General features: G+C 46.3%; 16 protein-coding genes and 1 riboswitch. Of the genes, 6 read left to right on the top strand and 10 right to left on the bottom strand.

Going from position 1 to position 19674, the window contains the following annotated elements; genetic code table 11:
• Window positions 1-5 precede the first annotated feature (5 nt).
• The 3 genes from ade to AC1U9Z_RS13260 form a co-directional block, all read right to left on the bottom strand.
• On the bottom strand, window positions 6-1772 hold the full coding sequence (ade, locus tag AC1U9Z_RS13270) for an adenine deaminase (protein ID WP_333532636.1): 1767 nt from the start codon (window positions 1770-1772) through the stop codon (window positions 6-8).
• 192 nt (window positions 1773-1964) lie between these two features.
• A riboswitch (purine riboswitch) is annotated at window positions 1965-2064 on the bottom strand.
• A 73-nt stretch (window positions 2065-2137) separates the two neighbouring features.
• On the bottom strand, window positions 2138-2989 hold the full coding sequence (locus AC1U9Z_RS13265; RefSeq protein WP_479957748.1) for an FAD binding domain-containing protein: 852 nt from the start codon (window positions 2987-2989) through the stop codon (window positions 2138-2140).
• Window positions 2977-3468, bottom strand: a complete 492-nt coding sequence (locus AC1U9Z_RS13260; protein ID WP_333532634.1) for a (2Fe-2S)-binding protein — start codon at window positions 3466-3468, stop codon at window positions 2977-2979. Before AC1U9Z_RS13260 ends, AC1U9Z_RS13265 begins: the two co-directional genes overlap by 13 nt.
• Window positions 3469-3825: 357 nt before the next feature.
• Between AC1U9Z_RS13260 and AC1U9Z_RS13255 the strand changes: the two genes are divergently transcribed.
• From AC1U9Z_RS13255 to AC1U9Z_RS13245, 3 genes are read left to right on the top strand one after another with little or no spacing between them, the layout of a single operon-like run.
• Entirely contained in the window at window positions 3826-4626 is an 801-nt protein-coding gene (locus AC1U9Z_RS13255) for an FAD binding domain-containing protein (RefSeq protein WP_479957746.1), read from the top strand.
• On the top strand, window positions 4617-5066 hold the full coding sequence (locus tag AC1U9Z_RS13250; protein ID WP_479957744.1) for a (2Fe-2S)-binding protein: 450 nt from the start codon (window positions 4617-4619) through the stop codon (window positions 5064-5066). The genes AC1U9Z_RS13255 and AC1U9Z_RS13250 overlap by 10 nt, the downstream gene beginning before the upstream one ends.
• A complete protein-coding gene (locus AC1U9Z_RS13245; RefSeq protein ID WP_479957743.1) occupies window positions 5067-7352 on the top strand; it encodes a xanthine dehydrogenase family protein molybdopterin-binding subunit in 2286 nt (761 codons plus the stop codon). It abuts the gene before it with no gap.
• A gap of 90 nt (window positions 7353-7442) precedes the next feature.
• Here AC1U9Z_RS13245 and AC1U9Z_RS13240 read toward each other — a convergent pair whose 3' ends face one another.
• Window positions 7443-8666, bottom strand: coding sequence for a GGDEF domain-containing protein (locus AC1U9Z_RS13240; RefSeq protein ID WP_479957741.1), 1224 nt, complete (start codon window positions 8664-8666; stop codon window positions 7443-7445).
• Between the two features lie 255 nt (window positions 8667-8921).
• Window positions 8922-10490, bottom strand: a complete 1569-nt coding sequence (locus AC1U9Z_RS13235) for a methyl-accepting chemotaxis protein (RefSeq protein ID WP_479957739.1) — start codon at window positions 10488-10490, stop codon at window positions 8922-8924.
• Window positions 10491-10729: 239 nt separating this feature from the next.
• Between AC1U9Z_RS13235 and AC1U9Z_RS13230 the strand changes: the two genes are divergently transcribed.
• A complete protein-coding gene (locus tag AC1U9Z_RS13230) occupies window positions 10730-11065 on the top strand; it encodes a hypothetical protein (RefSeq protein ID WP_479957737.1) in 336 nt (111 codons plus the stop codon).
• A gap of 179 nt (window positions 11066-11244) precedes the next feature.
• Window positions 11245-11700, top strand: coding sequence for a hypothetical protein (locus tag AC1U9Z_RS13225; protein ID WP_479957735.1), 456 nt, complete (start codon window positions 11245-11247; stop codon window positions 11698-11700).
• A 97-nt stretch (window positions 11701-11797) separates the two neighbouring features.
• Here the strand turns inward: AC1U9Z_RS13225 and AC1U9Z_RS13220 are convergent, their stop codons facing one another.
• Genes AC1U9Z_RS13220 through AC1U9Z_RS13200 form a run of 5 tightly spaced genes read right to left on the bottom strand, consistent with a single transcriptional unit; the run spans window position 11798 to window position 17555 of the window.
• Entirely contained in the window at window positions 11798-12712 is a 915-nt protein-coding gene (locus AC1U9Z_RS13220; protein ID WP_479957733.1) for a DUF1177 domain-containing protein, read from the bottom strand.
• An 11-nt stretch (window positions 12713-12723) separates the two neighbouring features.
• Window positions 12724-13545, bottom strand: a complete 822-nt coding sequence (locus tag AC1U9Z_RS13215) for a nitrilase-related carbon-nitrogen hydrolase (RefSeq protein WP_479957731.1) — start codon at window positions 13543-13545, stop codon at window positions 12724-12726.
• Between the two features lie 10 nt (window positions 13546-13555).
• Window positions 13556-15103, bottom strand: coding sequence for a hydantoinase/oxoprolinase family protein (locus AC1U9Z_RS13210; RefSeq protein ID WP_333532622.1), 1548 nt, complete (start codon window positions 15101-15103; stop codon window positions 13556-13558).
• A complete protein-coding gene (locus tag AC1U9Z_RS13205; RefSeq protein WP_333532621.1) occupies window positions 15103-16203 on the bottom strand; it encodes a DUF917 domain-containing protein in 1101 nt (366 codons plus the stop codon). Before AC1U9Z_RS13205 ends, AC1U9Z_RS13210 begins: the two co-directional genes overlap by 1 nt.
• Window positions 16204-16229: 26 nt before the next feature.
• Window positions 16230-17555 (bottom strand): purine-cytosine permease family protein, encoded by a 1326-nt coding sequence (locus tag AC1U9Z_RS13200; protein ID WP_333532620.1) that lies wholly within the window; start codon window positions 17553-17555, stop codon window positions 16230-16232.
• Between the two features lie 413 nt (window positions 17556-17968).
• Between AC1U9Z_RS13200 and AC1U9Z_RS13195 the strand changes: the two genes are divergently transcribed.
• Window positions 17969-19669 (top strand): sigma-54 interaction domain-containing protein, encoded by a 1701-nt coding sequence (locus AC1U9Z_RS13195; protein ID WP_479957729.1) that lies wholly within the window; start codon window positions 17969-17971, stop codon window positions 19667-19669.
• The last annotated feature ends 5 nt before the right edge of the window (window positions 19670-19674 follow it).

Below are 19674 nucleotides of genomic sequence, written 5' to 3'. Positions count from 1 at the left end.
CTCCCCTAATCCGTTTCCACCATTGTCGGGATCATGCGGTGTTCCAATACATTAATCAAACCGCAGTCCGTTAAACCAAGCTCCGGTACGGTGGGTAAGGAAATAAAGGATAGTGTCATAAAGGGAGCGGGTAAGTCACAGCCAAGGTCTTCGGCCTTTTTATTCAGTTGATCAATTTGCACCATTACTTGCTCAGCCGGCAAGGGACTCATCAGGCCCCCAATGGGTAAGGGCAGTACCCCTAAAACTTTGCCCTTTGCCACTGCCACCAGTCCCCCCTGATGCCGGGCTATTTCCTGGGCTGCCAGATACATATCTTCATTATTGGTACCAACAATAACAATGTTGTGATGATCATGGGACACAGAGGAAGCCAAAGCACCTTCTTTTAACTTAAATCCTCTGACAAAGCCAATTCCTACGCCACCACCTTGGCCGTACCTTTCAACCACAGCCAGTTTTAAAATATCCTCCTGGGTATCAACCTGTACCTCACCCTCCGAAACACCTAATCCCTCCTGGCTGGCGAAATTAATAATTTGATCCGGATAAAGATTAATGACATTTACTTTACACCTTTGTCCACTCGCTCTCAGGCTAAAGGAAGCAGGTGACAATGCCTCAGAAAGTTTAACGGTTGAATTTAAAAATTCCGGGTATTGGCCAATTTTTGGCTCATGGGTTAGTTTGCCAGCCCGGGCCACCAATCTGCCGTCCTTGAAAACAAAGGCTGGTTTGATCTCCACCAGATTATCCAGGAGTACAATATCTGCTATTTTCCCAGGGGTTAAGGCCCCTAGTAAATGATCCAACCGGAAATGCTTGGCTGCATTGATCGTTGCCATTTTGATTGCTTTAATGGGTTCTAAACCAAGGGCAATGGCCTTTTGAATGTTAAAACTAATGTGACCCTCCCTGACAATATCATTTACATGTTTATCGTCCGTACAAAAGATCAGGTTTTCGGTGGGCAGGTTTTGGGCAAGGACTCCCTTTACCAGAGCCTCAACGTTTCTTTCGGTACTTCCTTCCCTGATCAAGGCCTTAATTCCTAAACGAAGCCGCTCAAAAAGCTCTTGAAACACAACCGACTCGTGATCATCTGAAAGGCCGGCTGCTGCATAGACATTCAGTTGGTCCCAATTTAAACCGATGGCATGTCCATTGGCCACTTTCCCCTTTTCCCTGGCACTGATAATTTTTGATAAATATTCTTCTTTGATGGTTAATACCTTAGAAGGATCCAGTTCCCCCAGACTTGCTGAAATGCTGCTCTGTAAAAGCTCGTCCACTTCCTTAACACCTAACACCCCACCGGTGGTTTCCAGTCCAGGGGCGGTTGGCACCCGGGAAGGGACTTCTATGTAAATACGATAGGGTAAATTTTCGATGTTATTTAATAAAGCTTCTACCCCAGCTAAGCCAGCAACATTGGCAATTTCCATCGGATCGGCAAAGAGGGTTGTGGTTCCCCAAGGCACAATGACACTGGCCAGGGCTTCGGGCGATAACAACGTCGGTTCAATATGAATGTGGGCATCCATAAAACCAGGCACAGCAAAGCGTCCTGCCCCGTCAAAAACCTCCTTAGCCTCAACTTCCCAGCTAGGATTGACCGCTGCAATTTTGCCATTCTTAATCACGAGAGAGCCAGGAAAAATCGTTTCCGTGTACACATCCAGGATTTGTAAGTTTTTTATGTACAAATCCGCTGGTTCCTGGCCAGAAGCCACTCTCAATTCCTGCGCTAAAGAAGTAACGTCAGCAAACATATCATTCACCCCATATTTTATCTCGCTAAACATACACGCTGCACAAAGAAACAAAAAAGCCCAGACAGGCAGATTTCATCCTCTAAAGAGTGAAACCTGCCGCCTGGGCTTTTATCCCTATCGGTGTAGCGCGAAACGCCTGTACCGCTCGGACCAAACCAACCCCATCCCGAAAAGGGGGGTCGTGGAACCCTAGGTACACTTTCCCTCCGTAGTCCGGCAATTACGGTTGCCTGGTAGAAACACCTGGGCCAATCCCCAAGTATATACGGAAATATTTAATTACCTTCATACTAGCAAGGCAGCCAACATTTGTCAACGAATATATTGTTTTTCTGACAAAATACAACATTTTGGGTTTTTAGCTAGACCCTTTGGCTGCCTTGCAGCTTTTGCAAACCCTCATAAAGAAGTGCACCCACCATATCCCGGCGATACTCTTTGGCTGCCCGAATATCCGAGATGGGATTGGTTTCTGAGCCGGCATTGGCTGCCAAGGCTAGGATTTTTTTATCTTGCAGACCGCAGCCCGTTAAATTCCGGGCTGTTTGGGTTAGTTCCAGCACGGTGGGTCCCACCGAGCCGCAGGCAATCTGAATATCCTTAATAACCTGGTTAACGAGCTTTGCTTTACAGGCAACACTGACGATGGAGATGGCCATTGCCTGCCTTTGCCCCAGCTTGCGGTAAAAATAGGTCTCATCGGATGTCCGGCAGGGAACCGTAATGGCTGTTAAAAGTTCACCCGGTTGAAGTACGGTTTTACCAGGACCCTTGAAAAAATCCCGAATGGACACGATCCTTTCCGCTTGGGCAGACCGAAGGGTTAGGGAGGCATTGGCAACCACCAAGGCCGGAATGGTATCCCCGGCCGGCGATGCCGTCACCAGATTGCCGCCAAGGGTACCCCGGTTGCGAATCTGCAGCGAACCCACCTGTGCACAAGCCGCAGCTAGGATCGGGGCATTTTTTCGTACCAGGTCCGATTCGGTTAATTCCTGGTGTGTCATCAGCGGACCCAAAATTAACTGTCCCTTTTCCTCCCGGATAAATTTTAGTTCCGTCAATTTTAGGATATTCATGGCTCTTGGGGAGTCTATTAAATTATTTTTCCATTTCACCAAAAGGTCCGTTCCCCCTGCCAATACTTCCACTTGAGGGTCCTGCTGCAGCTTAATCAAAGCTTCCTCCAGATCAAGCGGAGTTACAACTTCCATGTTTCAACACCTCGTTCTTTGGCGGATGCCGCTGCCTTTTTAATGGCATCTGCAATCTTGACATAGCCTGTACACCGACAAAGGTTACCAGCAATGCTTTCTTTAATCTGTTCATCGGTGGGGCTGGGGTTTTTTAACAATAGTGCTCTGGCCGACATAATCATGCCGGGTGTACAAAAACCACACTGCACCGCCCCAGCCTCCATAAAGGCGTCCTGTAAAGGATCGAATACCCCCTCCGAGGCCAAGCCTTCAATGGTAACAACATTGGCACCATCCATCTGACTGGTCAGAATCAGGCAAGAATTTACCGCTTTCCCATCCACCATGACTGTACATGCACCACATTCACCCTTGCCGCAACCTTCCTTCGTACCCGTCATACCAAGGTGTTGACGCAGGGTTTCTAAAAGCGTCGTATCGCTGTTTACCTCAACCCGGGTGAGCTTTCCATTTAAATTAAAGCTATAAACCGCCATTTCCTTAAACCTCCAATTGCCTTCATTACGATTTGAAAAAATTCTTCTTCCCAGCACCTATCAGCAAAAATTACCGGTCACTTTCGTGCCTCCCTGAAATTAAAAGGCCTTTCGGACTAGAAAAAGCTCCGAAAGCCTTGCAACAAAGTTCGACTTTTTATAAATTATATTTGGGTACTAAAACATTATCAAGCATTTTTCTTGGATCTGCCTTCCCTGGCCCAAAAGCATCCCTTTACTGGAAAGCTATTTTCTGGCTAGCAAAAGGAAGTCCTTGTGTTTTGGGGTAGAATGAACTATTGTTTTTAAATGATTTACCTTCTAAAAATATTTTTTTACTATAAAGGGGGGGGTCTTTTGTTTACAATCGATCACTTGGTGCAGCCCCAGACGATCGAAGAAGCATACCAAATTTTAAATGAACATACGAGCAATACCATTCTTGGAGGATGTGCCTACTTGCGTCTAGGTTCCAAGAAAATAAGGACGGCCATTGACTTAGCCAACCTTCATCTGGATTATATTCAAGAACATCCGGCTACCATCGAAATTGGGGCCATGGCTACCTTTCGAGACCTGGAAACACATCCCGCCCTTAAAAATCACTTTAATGGCATTATTCCCCACTCAGTTAGCAGCATTATTGGCGTACAATTTCGCAACATTGTCACGGTGGGGGCTACTGTTTACTCCAAATATGGCTTCTCCGATTTACTAACTGCACTTCTGGCCCTGGACACCGAAGTAAAATTGCATCAAGGGGGCAGCATGACCCTGGCAGATTTTCTAAAGAAGCCCTATCCAAAGGATATTCTCACAGCAATCTCCATTCAAAAGAACAATTGTAAAGCAATTTATCAGGATTTAAGAAATTCGAAAAGCGACTTTCCCATTCTCAATACAGCCGTTTCCTGCCGCGATAATCAGTGGCGCATTGTCGTCGGGGCACGACCCTTAAAGGCGGAAATTGCCAGCAAAGCCTCCGGGGAACTATCCGACAAAGCAGTCATCCGTGCAGAAGATGTTAAAAATGCTGCCCGGGGGGCCGCAGAGGAACTTTCCTTTGGCACCAATCTGAGGGGAACGGCCGCATACCGCCGGGCCATGTGCAGTGTCCTGGTCAGCAGAGCGATTACGGAGGTATTGGCATGCAAATAGAAACTATTTTAAACAACCAAAGGGTTACCTGGCAAATCGCACCGGATGAAATGTTGGCCGATACCCTAAGAGCTTACGGACTGTTAAGTGTCAAACAAGGCTGCGATACCTCCTGTTGTGGTCTGTGTACCGTATGGATCGACGGCAAACCCACCCTGTCCTGCTCCACCCTGGCCTATCGGGTCAAGGGTAAAGAAGTTACCACCATTGAGGGTGTGCAGTCGGAAGCCGCGGAATTTGCCCAGGTACTGGTGGCTGAAGGGGCTGAACAATGCGGTTTTTGCAGCCCGGGTTTCATTATGACGGTACTGGCCATGAAGCACGAACTAAAAAACCCCACGGAGGAAGAGATCATACACTATCTGACAGGCAACCTATGTCGGTGTACAGGCTATCTGGGACAATTAAGAGCCATCAAGAAGTATTTGGGGGTGGACTAGATGAAATTAGTAGGAAAAGGCATTGCCAAAATCGATGGTCTAGCCATTGCCACCGGCAAACCGGCTTATACCGATGACCTGGCTGCTGCCAATGCCTTGGTGATCAAAATTTTGCGTAGTCCCCATGCCTTTGCCAGGATTACGGCCATTGATACAGCCGAGGCAGAAAAATTAGCAGGGGTGGCTTGCATCCTTACCCATCGGGATGTTCCTCAGGTCAGATTTACCCTGGCAGGACAATCCTACCCTGAACCGTCCCCCTATGATCGGTTGATTCTGGATGAACTGGTACGCTATGCGGGGGATGAAGTGGCCATTATTGCCGCCGCTAATGAAAAGATCGCCCTCAAAGCAATGGGCTTAATTAAAGTTGAATATGAGGTATTGGAAGCGGTTTTGGATTTTGAAAAGGCAACTGAACACCCTTCTATTGTCCACCCGGAAGAGGACCTTTTTTGCAACTTTGATACCGGTTTGATCAAAGAAAAGAATATCGCTTCTTCCCAAAAGTTAGAGCTTGGTGATCTTGAGGCAGAATTCCAGCAGTGTGATGTGGTGGTGGAAGAAACCTATTACACCCAGGCCCAGGCCCACTGCATGATGGAAACCTACCGTGCCTACAGCTATTTAGACCCGCTGGGAAGGCTGGTGGTGGTTAGTTCCACTCAGATTCCCTTTCATGTGAGAAGACAACTGGCCCGGGCTTTACAGATCCCAGCCAGCCGCATACGGGTCATTAAGCCCCGTATTGGCGGTGGCTTTGGGGGTAAGCAGACCACCGTGGCGGAAATTTTTCCGGCCATTGTTACACTTAAAACCGGCCTGCCGGCTAAAATTATCTATGACAGAAAAGAAACCTTTACCAGTTCCAGCAGTCGACACGCCATGCGCATCAAGGTTCGCCTGGGAGCCGATCAAGCAGGAACCATCCGGGCCATTGATATTGATGCTTTATCCGATACCGGGGCCTATGGGGAACACGCCTCCACGGTTGCTTCCCTGGTGGGCGAAAAAACCCTGCCCCTTTATAACAAAACAAAGGCCCTTCGCTTTGTGGCCCAGGCAGTTTATACGAACAAAATGAACGGCGGAGCCCTCAGGGGTTTTGGTGCCACCCAAGGCACCTTTGCCGTGGAGTCCACCGTGAACAAACTGGCTGATGCCTTAAAAATGGACCCTACAGAAGTTAGACTGAAAAATCTAATCCAAGCAGGGGAAACCTGCCTCTCCTATCAAGGTAAGCTGCTCGGGAGTTCCAGCCTGAACCGGTGTATCGAAAGGGGCAAAGAGCTGATTGGTTGGCAGGAAAAGTACCCCAGGAAAGACCTGGGCCAGAAAGTTCGTGCCGTAGGCATGGCGGTCACCATGCAGGGCTCAGGCATTGCCGAAATTGATACAGCCTCTGCCGAAATTCGGCTAAACGATGCTGGCAGTTATCATTTGCTCATTGGCTCTACCGACATGGGCACCGGCAGCGATACCATCCTGGCTCAAATGGCAGCGGAGGTTTTGGAAACTTCGCTGGAAAATATCATCGTTCATGCTGCGGATACCGATGTTTCCCCTTATGACCCGGGCTCCTACGCCTCCAGTACCACCTATGTCACAGGCATGGCCGTTGTCAAAGCCGCTGAAGATTTACGAAAAAAGATTCTCTTAAACGGTGCCAGATTCCTTGAAAGTTCACCTGAGGAAGTGGAGTTTGACGGTAAGACCATTAAAACATTGGCTGGCACAAAGGCCATTCCATTAGAAAAATTGGCCTACCTGTCCTTGCTGGGTGCCGGTAATTGCCAACTGGTGGGCCATGCCAGCCACGGCAGTAACGTTTCTCCGCCACCCTTTATCGCGGGTTTTGCCGAGGTAGAGGTGGATAAAGAAACCGGCCAAGTTGATTTGGTTAACTACGTAGCCATGGTGGACTGCGGTACCGTGATAAACCCAAATTTAGCCCGCATCCAGGTGGAAGGCGGCGTTGTACAGGGTATCGGCATGGCCTTGTTTGAGGATGTACATTACGACCAAAAGGGCAATCTTTTAACCAACTCCTTTATGCAGTACAAAATTCCCTGCCGCCAAGACATTGGAAACATTTTGGTTGGTTTTGAAGAAAGCTATGAACCCACTGGTCCCTTTGGGGCTAAGTCCATCGGGGAGGTAGTCATTAATACCCCGGCACCTGCCATAGCCCACGCGGTTTACAATGCCGTGGGCGTTCGTCTGACAAAACTTCCCATTACGCCGGAAAAAGTATTTATGGCCATGACAAATCCGACAGATTTTTAGAAATGAACTGGCGGCTTTAGGAAAAATACCTAAAGCCGCCACTTCATTTCTTTTGACTATACTCAATATTTCTGCATCCCCATTCCCGACTCATTCATCCATTACAAAGTATTGATTGCCACCGGCCTTTTTAGCTTTATAAAGGGCCTTGTCAGCATTAGCGATCAGAATATCTAGTAACAAATCAAGCTTTGGCAACATACAGGCTACGCCCAGACTAATTGTTACTTTACCAGTTGGAGAATGTTCATGACTGATATTAAGTGCTTCAACGGCCTCATTCATTAAGCCTGCCATTTTTCGAGCGCCTGCTAAATTTGTATCTGGTAGGATAACTACAAATTCCTCTCCGCCATAGCGTGCGATTCGATCAGCGGGACGTTTAATAACATCGCTTAAAGTTGTGGCAACTCGAGCTAAAGCATCATCCCCAGCTTGGTGACCATAGGTATCATTATATTTTTTAAAACAATCAATATCAATCATTATTAAGGACAGTAATTTTCTTTCACGGATAGACCTTTTCCACTCCCTGTTTATATAACTATTAAAATCACGTCTATTTGGTATGTTCGTCAAATCATCAAGGTAGGATAGGCTCCGGAGTATCTCATTCGATCGAGTCAAATTCTCCTTTTGTAATTCTAACAGTTGTTGATTTAAAACTTCCTGTACTCGGCTGTTATAGATAATTTGTGATATAACCAGAGCGATAACAGTCATTACGCTACAATTTAGAAATCCTGACGCTGCTATTAACCAGTCTGTTTGAAACCTCCACATCATGATAGACATTACACACCAAGCAATACTATAGATAAAAAGTGCCTTTTGCCAATTTAAGTAACAAAAAGCAGCTACAACCAATATTGCCATAATATATGCTGTGGCTATGCCTGGTCCGGTGGATTGTATCATCCCCGATAATATTGAAAAAGCAACAAGGTTACTAAGTAAAAATGCTGACTCACAGTATTCATGCCACCTGGTAACAGCTTCCGGGGCTGCTGGTGGTTTGACTATCAATAGAAAAACTACTGAAACTCCAATTATCACCAAGCGAAGTTCTATAATGAATGGTGCTATTGCCAGTGCCCTAGAAAGGTCAATGTATTCAATATGCTTTAAATTCACTCTATCTATAAATACCTGTTGAATACCTATGAAGAAACCATTAAAAAAGATCAGCAACCAGGCAATCATGCGTAGCCTGAGGATATTTGTATGAACCAGTGTTTTTTCCAGATAGCCCCGTTGTATTTCTGATACTATTGTTCCCCCATTTTTGAGTATACTTTTAATTTTAGCTATCATAATGATTATCCTTTGCGGTGCTAGCCCCATTAGCAAAAGTATTTTTCTTAATATTCAGTGTTTCTACAAGCAATAGGTCATTCCTGCAAGAAATCTATTATTCCCAAACATTGGATATTTTTTCTTTCAATTGTATGTCTCCTATCTTGTACAAACCCATAATATTATACTTTCTGCCCTGATAGTGCAAAAAAACAAGGCCAACAATTGTCACTGGCCTTGTTTCTTGCAACATAAAAATCCCTTGTTTTTAACTTAGACCTTAAATATTCTTACCATCTCGTTTAATTCCTCTGCCATTTTGCTCATTGCGGTGGCCGAAACGGTAACTTGCTGAACAATGGCACTCATTTGTTGAGAAGAACCGGCTAAATCCTGTGTGCTTTTGCTTATTTGCTCGGCACCGGTGGCAATTTGGGAAATTGAACCCGAGGAACTAGCCACGCCCAAGGATATCTCGGCAAAGGCATTCCCTGTTGTCAGGATAACACCGGTAACTTTAGCTACCTCTTCTTCACTTCTCTGCATGATCTCCAGAACACCCTCAACACGGCGTTGGATTCTTACTATGAGATCTTTAATTTCTTTGGCAGCATTGGCAGATTGCGCCGCTAATTTTCGAACCTCCTCAGCAACCACAGCAAAGCCTCTGCCATTATCTCCGGCCCGGGCTGCCTCTATGGCAGCATTTAAAGCCAAAAGGTTCGTCTGGTCGGCAATTTGGGTAATTACTTCGATTATCTTACCAATATTTTGGGAATGATCATGCAGTATTTTAACCGATTCAACGGATGTATTAACCGTTTGTTTTAATGTATTCATTTGTTCAATAGAGTTTTGGGCAGACTGATTTCCCCGCTGAGCCTTATCATTAATCCCATCCATATCCGTCGCTGCCAGGCGTGAGCCGGCGGCACTTTGTTCGGTGATGGCTACCACTTCTGTGCTGTTAGAAGCCATACTTTCAATGGTTGCGTTGACTTCCTCACTTACAGCAACCAACTCCTGACTTTTACCGGCTAAGTCAAAGGAATTTACTGCTAACTTACGGATGACTTGTTTTAAATTAGTAGCCATTTTGTTAAAATTATTGGCCAACTCACCCAATTCATTATGTACGGTAACCGTAATCTCCTGGTTTAAGTCGCCTTCTGAAATGGCCGTGGAACCGCTTTTCAATTTATTGATGGGCTGTATGACCGTTTTATTAATCCGCCAGAGAATAATTACGATCGATATACCCAGAATAACGAAACTGATCAGGCAAATATTTCTTAAAGCCTTATTTAGCATACCATCAACAAATTGTTTTGAAACACCAACGTAAAACATGCCTATGACATTATTCGCTTGATCATAGATCGGTTTGTAGGCGGTTTGATAGATTACCCCGACCACATTTGCCTCACCGTAATAGGGTTGTTTCTGTTTAATAACTGTATCGATTACCTCTTGGGAGGCCTTGGTACCCACGGCCCTCGTGCCATCTTCCTTTTTTACATTTGTGGCAACTCTCTGATCGTTTAAAAAGATCGTGCAAGTATCATTGGTTAGTTGACCAATTTTGTCAACAATGTAGTCATTATTATTCATTAATGTGGTACCTTTATATAACTGATCACCTTCCACCCTCCAGGGACCTGGAAAGGCTTGTTCTATAAAGGCCTCACCCAAGGCTAGGTCACCCTTTGCCTTCTCCACAACGGAAGTATCTGTTGCTTCGTTTACCATGCGGTAAGCTTCATATCCCGTGGCGGTAATTGCCATTATTAAGACTAAAATGACAATACCCAGAAGCTGAAATTTAATTGATTTTTTTGCCATCGTATACCCCATCCCTTTAAAAATTACCGTACCAATTTTACCATATCAATATTATACCTTAACAAATAAAAAAGTACATATGAACTATATTTCACTAATGAAATTCTTTGCTGCCTTTTTAGACCTATAACAATTTTCCTTGACAATCATTTCAACAAAATAGTAGTAATATGTCGCATTTTGTTCAAAGGGTTTGCCCTATCCTGTGTTTAAACCTACTGTGTAAGGGGGTATCAATCATGAAATCAAGCCAGGCTCTACGATTATTTGGTTTATGTGTTAACGGGCTAATTGATCTTGGACATACAGAAAAGATAGAGGATATTGAAAGAGAAATGGCAAAGGAGAGCATTCTGGAATATTTATCAACAAAATATAGCCAAACCGGTTTTTTCTCTGAATTGGTGGAAGGTGCCTATAAGGAACAGGCCCTTGCATTGAACAACCTATTTTCACAGTGGTCGGGCTATATTGAGGGCAACGAATGTCGCAGATTTTGGGTGAAAAAGAGTGGGCTTACCTTACTCTCCAGTCTCTGTTTAGAAATGCTTTCCGAATCAGATCGACAAGACTAGACCAACCCCATGCTTCATGTCAAAGGGTTCATGTACATAAGATAGGAAATGCGAAGCAAATAATGCAAAGAGGTATTACGGTCTTCCTAAAAGAAGATAATTAAATCGATCAAACAGATTGGCTTAATTCTCTAAGCTGATTGGCGAACTTTTAATCTTTAAGGAGTGGAGCAGTGGGTTTGAACAACAAATCGAATCAGATCATCGCTATAACCATGCTATCTGTACTTCTATTCGCTTTACCTTTTTTTGAGGAGATTCACTATACCGTTCTTTATTACATAGTGATTATTCTTTTTATACCCATTACAATCTATCGAATCATTTTGGCTGAAAAATTTGAGGCTAGATTTTATAAGAGATGGCAAAAAGCGAAAGAGCAAGGATTTTGGGTAAATGTTGTTCGGGAAGGGACACGATCACTTGTTTTAATGATCGTATTAATAAGTACCTCACAATTCTTTGGCAATGGTCATACCCCATTAGAGATCGTTTCAAAGTTACCAGGCAGTACACTCGTATGGATATCCTTGTTTCTTTTAGCCTTTAATTTAGTGGTAGGTATCGTCGCTTGGCATGAGAATAACAAAAAATACAATCGAATTCATTGTGCCTGGCAAAACAACCGTAAGTAATTTAACTTCTACCACACAGCATCTGTAAAATAAGTCAGAGGTGCAAGAGCAGCACCTCTGACTTATTTTATACATTTAACTTATTCAACAAACTGACTTATTTAACCATCGGCAGCCTATATAAACTTTGCAAAAGTTTAAACTCCCCGGCATCATAGAACTGGCAGCGTCCGGCACCGTAGTCTTTGGCCACTTCCAGGGAGAATTTGGCTGCGGCGGCAATATCGGTTTCGTGGCTTGCTCCGGTGGCGCAGCCTGGTACGGTTACTTCACTGGTGATGGCCACCGCCACCAGGGGTGAGCTTGTCACCACCGAGGGCTGAAAGATACTGTTAATGTGGTGCAAGCCGTTGCCATAGGGGGTTATATCCTGCAGGGCCACCGGGAAAGTTACCGGCAGACGGCCGGTGGTGATCTGCAGGGTCGTTAATAAATCCTCACTGACTCTTAAAATGTATCCCTCTTTGATGGTAGGGGAGATAGCAATACCACGGTGGTTAATCACCCGGTTACCCTTGGTGGTGTCAAGGGATAAAATAGCGTCCATGGCTGGGTCCACTTCATAGCGATTCATGGTTTCCATATCCACCGGGGACCCCATGAAGGGTACCGGTTCGTGGGGTTGGGTCGGTGCATGGGGGCAAATATGGGTGGTGATCATCACATCCCCGGGCAATTTGTCTCCCTTTGCTTGCATTTCCACTAATTTGAGGGCCACAGCCAAGGCGGCAATGGCCCCGTCAGCATCGGATACCAGACCAATGCGCTCGGGTCTGGCGCCTATGCCTCCTAAGCGGCCAATTACTCCCAGGGTGGGTGCCACTCCCCCCGCTGACTTGCCGCAGGTACCGGGTACATCAATTCGAATGAAATCAGTCGAACCAGCCTGTCCCTGTACCTGTTTTACGGTAACCTTATTTGCCCCCCGGCTTTGCAGTAAATCTGCCACTTGTTGTCCCGTTACCGCGGCACTATCCAGTAATTCATAAATTTCTATTACCTGTTTTAACATTGGTCGCCACCTCAATAAGTTTGCGTAATTAAGCCATAGCCGGCCGGTTTGCGATCCTTTAAATAGGGGGTCTCCCGGTGCCCTTGGATCAATTCAGCCAAATCCACCGTAGCCACCAGAATATCTTCCTCGAAGCGGGCTGCCTCGGCCAAGGTTTTTCCCCTGGTACTGACAATCTTGCTTTTGCCGTGCATAACCACATCTTCTTCCCTGCCGACCCGATTCACCGCTGCCACAAAGAGCCTGTTTTCCAAGGCCCGGGCAGCTATGTTAATATCCCAGATATCTTCATCCTCCTGGCGCCAAGCCGAAGGGGCAAAAATCACCTCGGCCCCCTGAAGAGTCAATATCCTTGCCACCTCGGGGAAGCCCATATCATAGCAAATCATAACCCCTACCTTACCAAATTCCGTTTCAAAAACGGGATAATGGTTGCCATCGGTAAAATAATAACGCTCTGTCGCATAGGCATGGACCTTACGGAAAACACCCTGCACCTGGCCGCCCTTGTCGATAAAGACAGCAGCATTATGGATCAGGCCGGTACTGGCACCCTTTTCATTCATGGGCAAAATAATATAAATACCTAATTCCTTCGCTAACCGGCAAAATATATCCGTGGTGGGACCGGGTACAGGTTCCGTTAGCTCCCATAATCTATTCCCTAGAAGCTCCGGTCGGTAGCCGGTGGTGCAAAGCTCCGGCAGGCAAACGATTTGTGCTCCCTTGGCTGCCGCCTGCCTGATCTTGTTACTGGCTGTGGCTACATTGGCCGGGACATCCCCCAGTACACAATCCATTTGAATTAATCCAATGGTTACGTTTCTATTCATCACCCAACACCTATACCACCAGATTGCCGGCGGCCTTCACTCTGATTTTGGTGGCATTGCCCGGTAAATATGCCAGTGGCACATCTTCAATTTCAACAATATCGATGCTGTCTGGATCAGCACCGGCCTTGATTGCTTCTTCAATGGCCATTTGTTTAGCCCTTTGGATGGCCCCTTCCCGTCCCATTTCGTCAATGGAAAAGACCCTTTCCACTTGTCCGCTCACCTGGGCTATGGCCGAACCAATGGCATTGGCCACATCGTAGTGAGCCGGGCGTATTACTTCCGAAGCCCCGGCTAATTGATCCGGCAGGATGATACTGCCACCACCCACCAGGATAACGGGGATCGGCTCTGAGCTAGTTTTCATCCGATCGATGACGTCCTCGGTCATAGCAACGATTTGACCATAAGCTTGGTCCAGGGTTTCTTTGGGCAGGTCTTTCACCTTGCCGGCATCCCCCATGGCTGCTAATCCCAGGGCGGTTACCACATCCGAGGTGGTCAGGGTTTTGCCGCCAAAAATCATGGCTTCTTCGGTAATCCGGTAACCCACACTGTCCGGACCAACGGTGATACCCCTTTCATTGCGTACAATGGTGCCGCCGCCCAGTCCAATGGAGATTAAGTCCGGCATGCGGAAATTGGTGCGCACACCGCCGATTTCTACGGCGATGGAGGATTCCCTGGGAAAACCGTTGACCAATACCCCCACGTCGGTGGTGGTACCACCCACATCAACCACCAAAGCATTCTTTTGCTTGGCTAAATAGGAGGCCCCTCGGATACTGTTGGTTGGGCCGCAAGCAATGGTTAAAATGGGGTAACGGGTGGCGTAGTCCACAGCCATTAAGGTTCCGTCATTTTGGCCAAAGTAAACGCTGGCATCAATGCCCTCCCGCTGCAGTGCGGCGATGAAACCTGCCGCTGTGGTCCGGGCCACATCAACTAAAGCGGCATTCAGCACGGTGGCATTTTCCCTTTCCAAGAGACCGACACTGCCAATTTCATGGGAAAGAGATACTGGGATATCGCCCAATTCCTCCCGCATAATTTCCGCTGCCCTCAATTCGTGGGTATTGGTGACCGGCGAGAAAACACCGATAATGGCGATCGAGTCCGCTTTGCCTTTGATTTCCTTGGCAATTTCCCGCAGCCTCTGTTCCTCCAAGGCAGCAATCTCCCTGCCGTCAAACTCATGACCGCCCTTCACCAAAAACTGTAGGTTGCCAATGGCTTGGCGCAGATCACTGGCCCAACCGGTTAGTGGTTTGATGGCACCGGTGGCCGGTAAGCCAAGTCGAATTACCGCCACTTTATTTAAACGCTTGCGCTCCACCACGGCATTGGTACAGTGGGTGGTGCCCAGCATGGCATATTTAATCTTACTGGGTTCCACTGCCCCCTGCTGCAGTACCATGGACATGGCCTGATAGATGCCAGTGGATACATCCGGCGTGGTGGGTGTTTTCGTTTTAGCCACAGGAGATAAGTTTTGATCCAAGATTACGGCATCGGTGTTGGTGCCGCCTACGTCAATACCAATTCTGAAACCCATTATTCTTGACCCCCCTTGTTACTTAGAACCCTTTCCTCTAATGGGATGTAATCAAGATCATAGCCAAAATAGCGGGGTCCTACTGTGGCAATACCTTTGGCCGTACGCCAATGGGGGTGGCAGGGAATACCAATAACCACAGCCCTGGCTCCGTATCTTAGCCCTTCAGTGGTAATGGGGCGGCCGGTTTCGGCATCCAGAACGGCAATTAAATCCGGTGTGGTAATCAGCACTTCATTTTCTGTCCTGGCAATCAGGTGTTCGTTTTGGAAATTTAGAGTCAGGGCCTGTCCTCTATAGGCGTCAATGCCTTCCAGTTTACTTTCACCCCGGGCAAAACCACCCACGGTTCTACGGGCCACATCCACAACCTTGCCCCGGAACAACTCAAAACCATTGGTTACCCCTAGTACTGTTTTGATGGGGTCCATCCGATTTACCTTGGCCTCCCGAATCGCCCGGCCAATTTTCTCCGTTAGGGTAATAATGCCGTGGATGCCGCTCTTTTTCAGTTGTAAGCCTTGCATGGGATAAATGGCCAGCATCACTGAGCCACCCATTTCCACCGTGGCATTTCTGGCCAAACGCTCGGTCCAGACATTATCAACGGTATTTAACATTAGACTATTGCCCTTTTCATCGCAGAGCACCATCGGGGTGGCAGATATATCATTTAAGTGAAAGGTCACCATTTGCAATTCTGGAAAGGCTCTGCCCATGCCATCTGTGTCCACCACCGGAATACCCATCCGAGCAGCCAAGGCCAGAGGGATCATGGAGTTAACACCACCCGCTTCAATGGGAATCGTGGCATAAATCTTAGAACCCAGATAGCTCTCCAGGGAGTTAAAGGCACTCATAACCTCTTCGCCGCTGGGCACCTTTTCCACCAATACCGTGGGTGCACCCATCATGGCAGTGGGCACAATCAAGGCATCGTCGGGAACTTCATCTGGCTCTAAAAGTTTAATGGGACCAAACTCTTCCACAGCCTGGATAGCCATCAGTTTCCCTACATAGGGATCACCGCCACCCCCGGTACCCAATAAAGCTGCACCCAAGGCTATATCTTCAATGGCCTGAATATCTAAGATGCGCATTTAAAACTCTCTCCTTAAAATAAAAATTAAACGGTTTCGTGGGTCTTAGCAAATTCTACTTGGCTCTGGTTTGACACCATGGCATACACTTTCATGCCGATATAGTAGCCCAGTCCACCGGCCACCAAGGAGTTGATGGCAGGAATGCCGGTGTCGGTAACAAAATAACCCACCAGAAAACCAAGCAACCAGGCAGCCATGGTCACAGGATTCCATATTTCACAGGAATCTGGTAAAGCCCCCCGCTCCCTGCTCTCATCCAGAATTTGCCGGTTTCGTTTTAAAATATAATAGTCCACAAACATAATGCCAGCCACCGGCGGCACTGCTACCCCCAGGAATACTAAGAAATCAACAAAATAATTAATAATGCCAAGCATGGAGAGAACCGTTCCAATAACGCCAATGGCCCAAGTGGCGGTAACGCGGTTTACCTTCCATTGGAAAAGGGCATTGAGCATGTTGGTGATACCCAAACTCGAGGAATAAAGGTTGATGTCGTTTAATTTAATGGTTGAGAAAATAACGATGGCTGCCCCGATCCAACCGGCCAGGGATAGCATAATCGTTACGATATCACTGGAGCGAACTGCCAGAGCCATTAAAACAGACATCATGTTCATACCCAATTCTCCAACAAAGGTACCAATCAGAGTCATCCAGAATACATCTTTTTCTGATTTCATAAAACGGCTTAGGTCGGGGGTAATAATGGCACCAATCATAAAGCCCCCTGCCACCATGGTGGTGGCCACAGCAAAACTCAGAGGTTCCCCGGCAGGTTTGGCATGAATTAACTGCCCCACATCATGACCGGACAACACTTGATACATCGCAAAGCCTACGGCCAAAATAAACAAGGGTACCGAAATATTGGCAGTCAGACTTAACAACCGGAAACCAAAAACCACAATGACGGTTACAGCCAGCCCGGTAATCATAGCCCAAACTTGGACATTGAAAAGGCCAGTGGCCTCTAATAGCCCTTCGGCAAAAACCGTGTTTTGCACACCAAACCAACCCATCAGGGCAATAGCAATAACCCCCCCAATAATGGAGGAACCCATTTTACCAAAACCGGCCCAGCGGGATAACAAACTGGTGGATAAGCCTTCTCTGGCCGCCGCAGCACCCAGGGCATAACTTACCACCTGCAGCAGAACACTGCCCAGCATGGTTGCCCAAAAGGCACCCCAAAAAGTCATACCATAACCCAGTGCTGCACCTAACATAAGCTGGGAAACACAGGCTAGGGAACCAATACGGATCACCAGTACCTCCCACATTGGCCGCCTGGCCTCCATTGGTACCCTAGCTAACGAGTAATCGTCGCCGCCGTGTAGATTTGCCATCAATACTCCTCCTCAAAAAGATAAAATTATTTCTCAGGTAGACACCGGCAGGACTATTATTATGCAAAAACAATGCCATGGTTTTGTGAGAATCGGAGTTGTTGCAAAACACTGTTAAAAACAGCAACGAATAGGATAACAGGAGCTACTTGGCCATCAGCCTTCCGCCTTCCGCTTTTTTGCATGTTTTGCTTAGGGGTCCATTGAGGATTAGCCGTTATCTTTTTTAAGCTGAAGACGGATGGCTAAATCACATTTCTCATTTTACACCTTTTTTCTCAACCATGTTTGCTTATTTATTAATTTTATATATATATTTCTCATACTTTCTCGTACTTTATCATTAATTTGCATATTGATACGTAAACCCCAGGAGTATATAGTATAGTTATTAAACATTTGGAGGAAGACCTATGCTTATCAGTGGGGCAATAACTGCGGCTGTTAATAGCTTGGAAAATTTGTTACCCTGTCAGATTACCCTTTGGTATCGGCAAAAAATAATCTTTACAACCTTACCCTCGCCTCACACCCTGGTCAAGGAATGGCCAATCATAGGGGAGGCCCAACAGCTAAACAGCTCAGTTGTAATCAATTCCCCCAGACAACACCACCTGTGCCTGAAATGTCCAGTGGTTGATACCTGCTCAACAGCATTGGAGTTGTTTTTCCCCTTTCTGGAAAATAGCCAGGAGCCAGGCAGCGGAGTATGTCTGCAATTTACCCAGACAGCTCTGGATTACATGAAAACCCTGGGCTTAAATCCTTGGCTGCGTCACCTCAAAAACTATGCAGAACATATCGAATTTCTACTTAGGCAAAATGCCCAGATAAAAAAAGACTTGCTGCATACCCAGCAAATCCATTATCTATTATCGCTCATCCCAGAGGGTGTTGTCTTAGTGGACGAACAAAGGGAAATAAGTACCATGAACGAGCCGGCAGAAAAACTTAAACTTCCCCATTACTTGGAGAATAACAAAAACCCAAAGAGTTTTAAAACCCTTGGCAATAACTTTAACTTAATGGAAACCCCTTTACAAATCCAAGTTAAAAACTTTTATCATGATAAAAAGTTTATCGGAGCACTTTATCATAGCCAAAATGCCATACCCACTAACCCTACACCCCAACGAGTTCCACCCGCACCGGAGTTACCTAAAATAATCGGTAAATCTCCTGCCCTGCAAAAAATAATTAGTATGGTTAAACAGGTTGCAGGTTCTGAGTCCACTATCTTGCTGCGGGGCGAGAGCGGCACTGGTAAAGAGTTATTCGCCCACTCCATTCACGAATTGAGTTTGCGGTCCGGTGGTCCCTTTGTGGCCATCAATTGTGCCGCTATTCCAGAGTCACTTCTGGAAAGTGAATTGTTTGGTTATGAAGAAGGCTCCTTTACAGGTGCCAAAAAAGGTGGAAAACCAGGTATCATTGAGCTTGCCAACAATGGTACGCTTTTTCTGGATGAGATTGGTGATATGCCCTTAACCCTTCAGGCTAAACTCCTAAGGGTAATCCAAGAAAAGAGTATCGAACGTGTGGGGGGATCCCGTCCTATTTCTATTAACATACGACTGGTGGCCGCCACTCACCGCAACCTGGAAGAAATGATTGAGGCAGGCACCTTTCGGGAGGATCTGTTCTTTCGATTAAATGTAATACCCATTTTTATCCCTCCACTAAGACAACGTCCAGAGGATATCGAGTTATTGCTTAACTATTACCTGAGAAAATATTGTCTTTTGCTGAGGAAACCCTTTAGGATCTTGTCTTACGCCGCCCTACAGAAGTTGCTTGGCTATAATTGGCCGGGAAATATCAGGGAATTAGAAAACATGGTCGAATATCTGGTTAATATTCATAATCAAGAAATCATTGCCCCCGGGGATTTACCCTTAAATATTCGACAACTAACCAACGAGAAAACCCCTTTGGTCCATACCACGGCTCCCTTGCCCCAAAAAACGAAGGAACAAAGATCCCAGCAAGAAATAATTGACCTGCTTAATCGTTATGGTTGGCATACCGAGGGCAAAAAAAGAGTCGCCGCTGTCCTGGGAATCAGTCTGGCGACACTTTATCGTCGGATCAAAAAATATAAGATCAAGGAGTAAGCAAT

This window comes from Desulfotomaculum sp., assembly GCF_982386235.1.
Note: the sequence above shows the minus strand (reverse complement) of the source record. Positions and strands in the feature narration are given on the sequence as shown.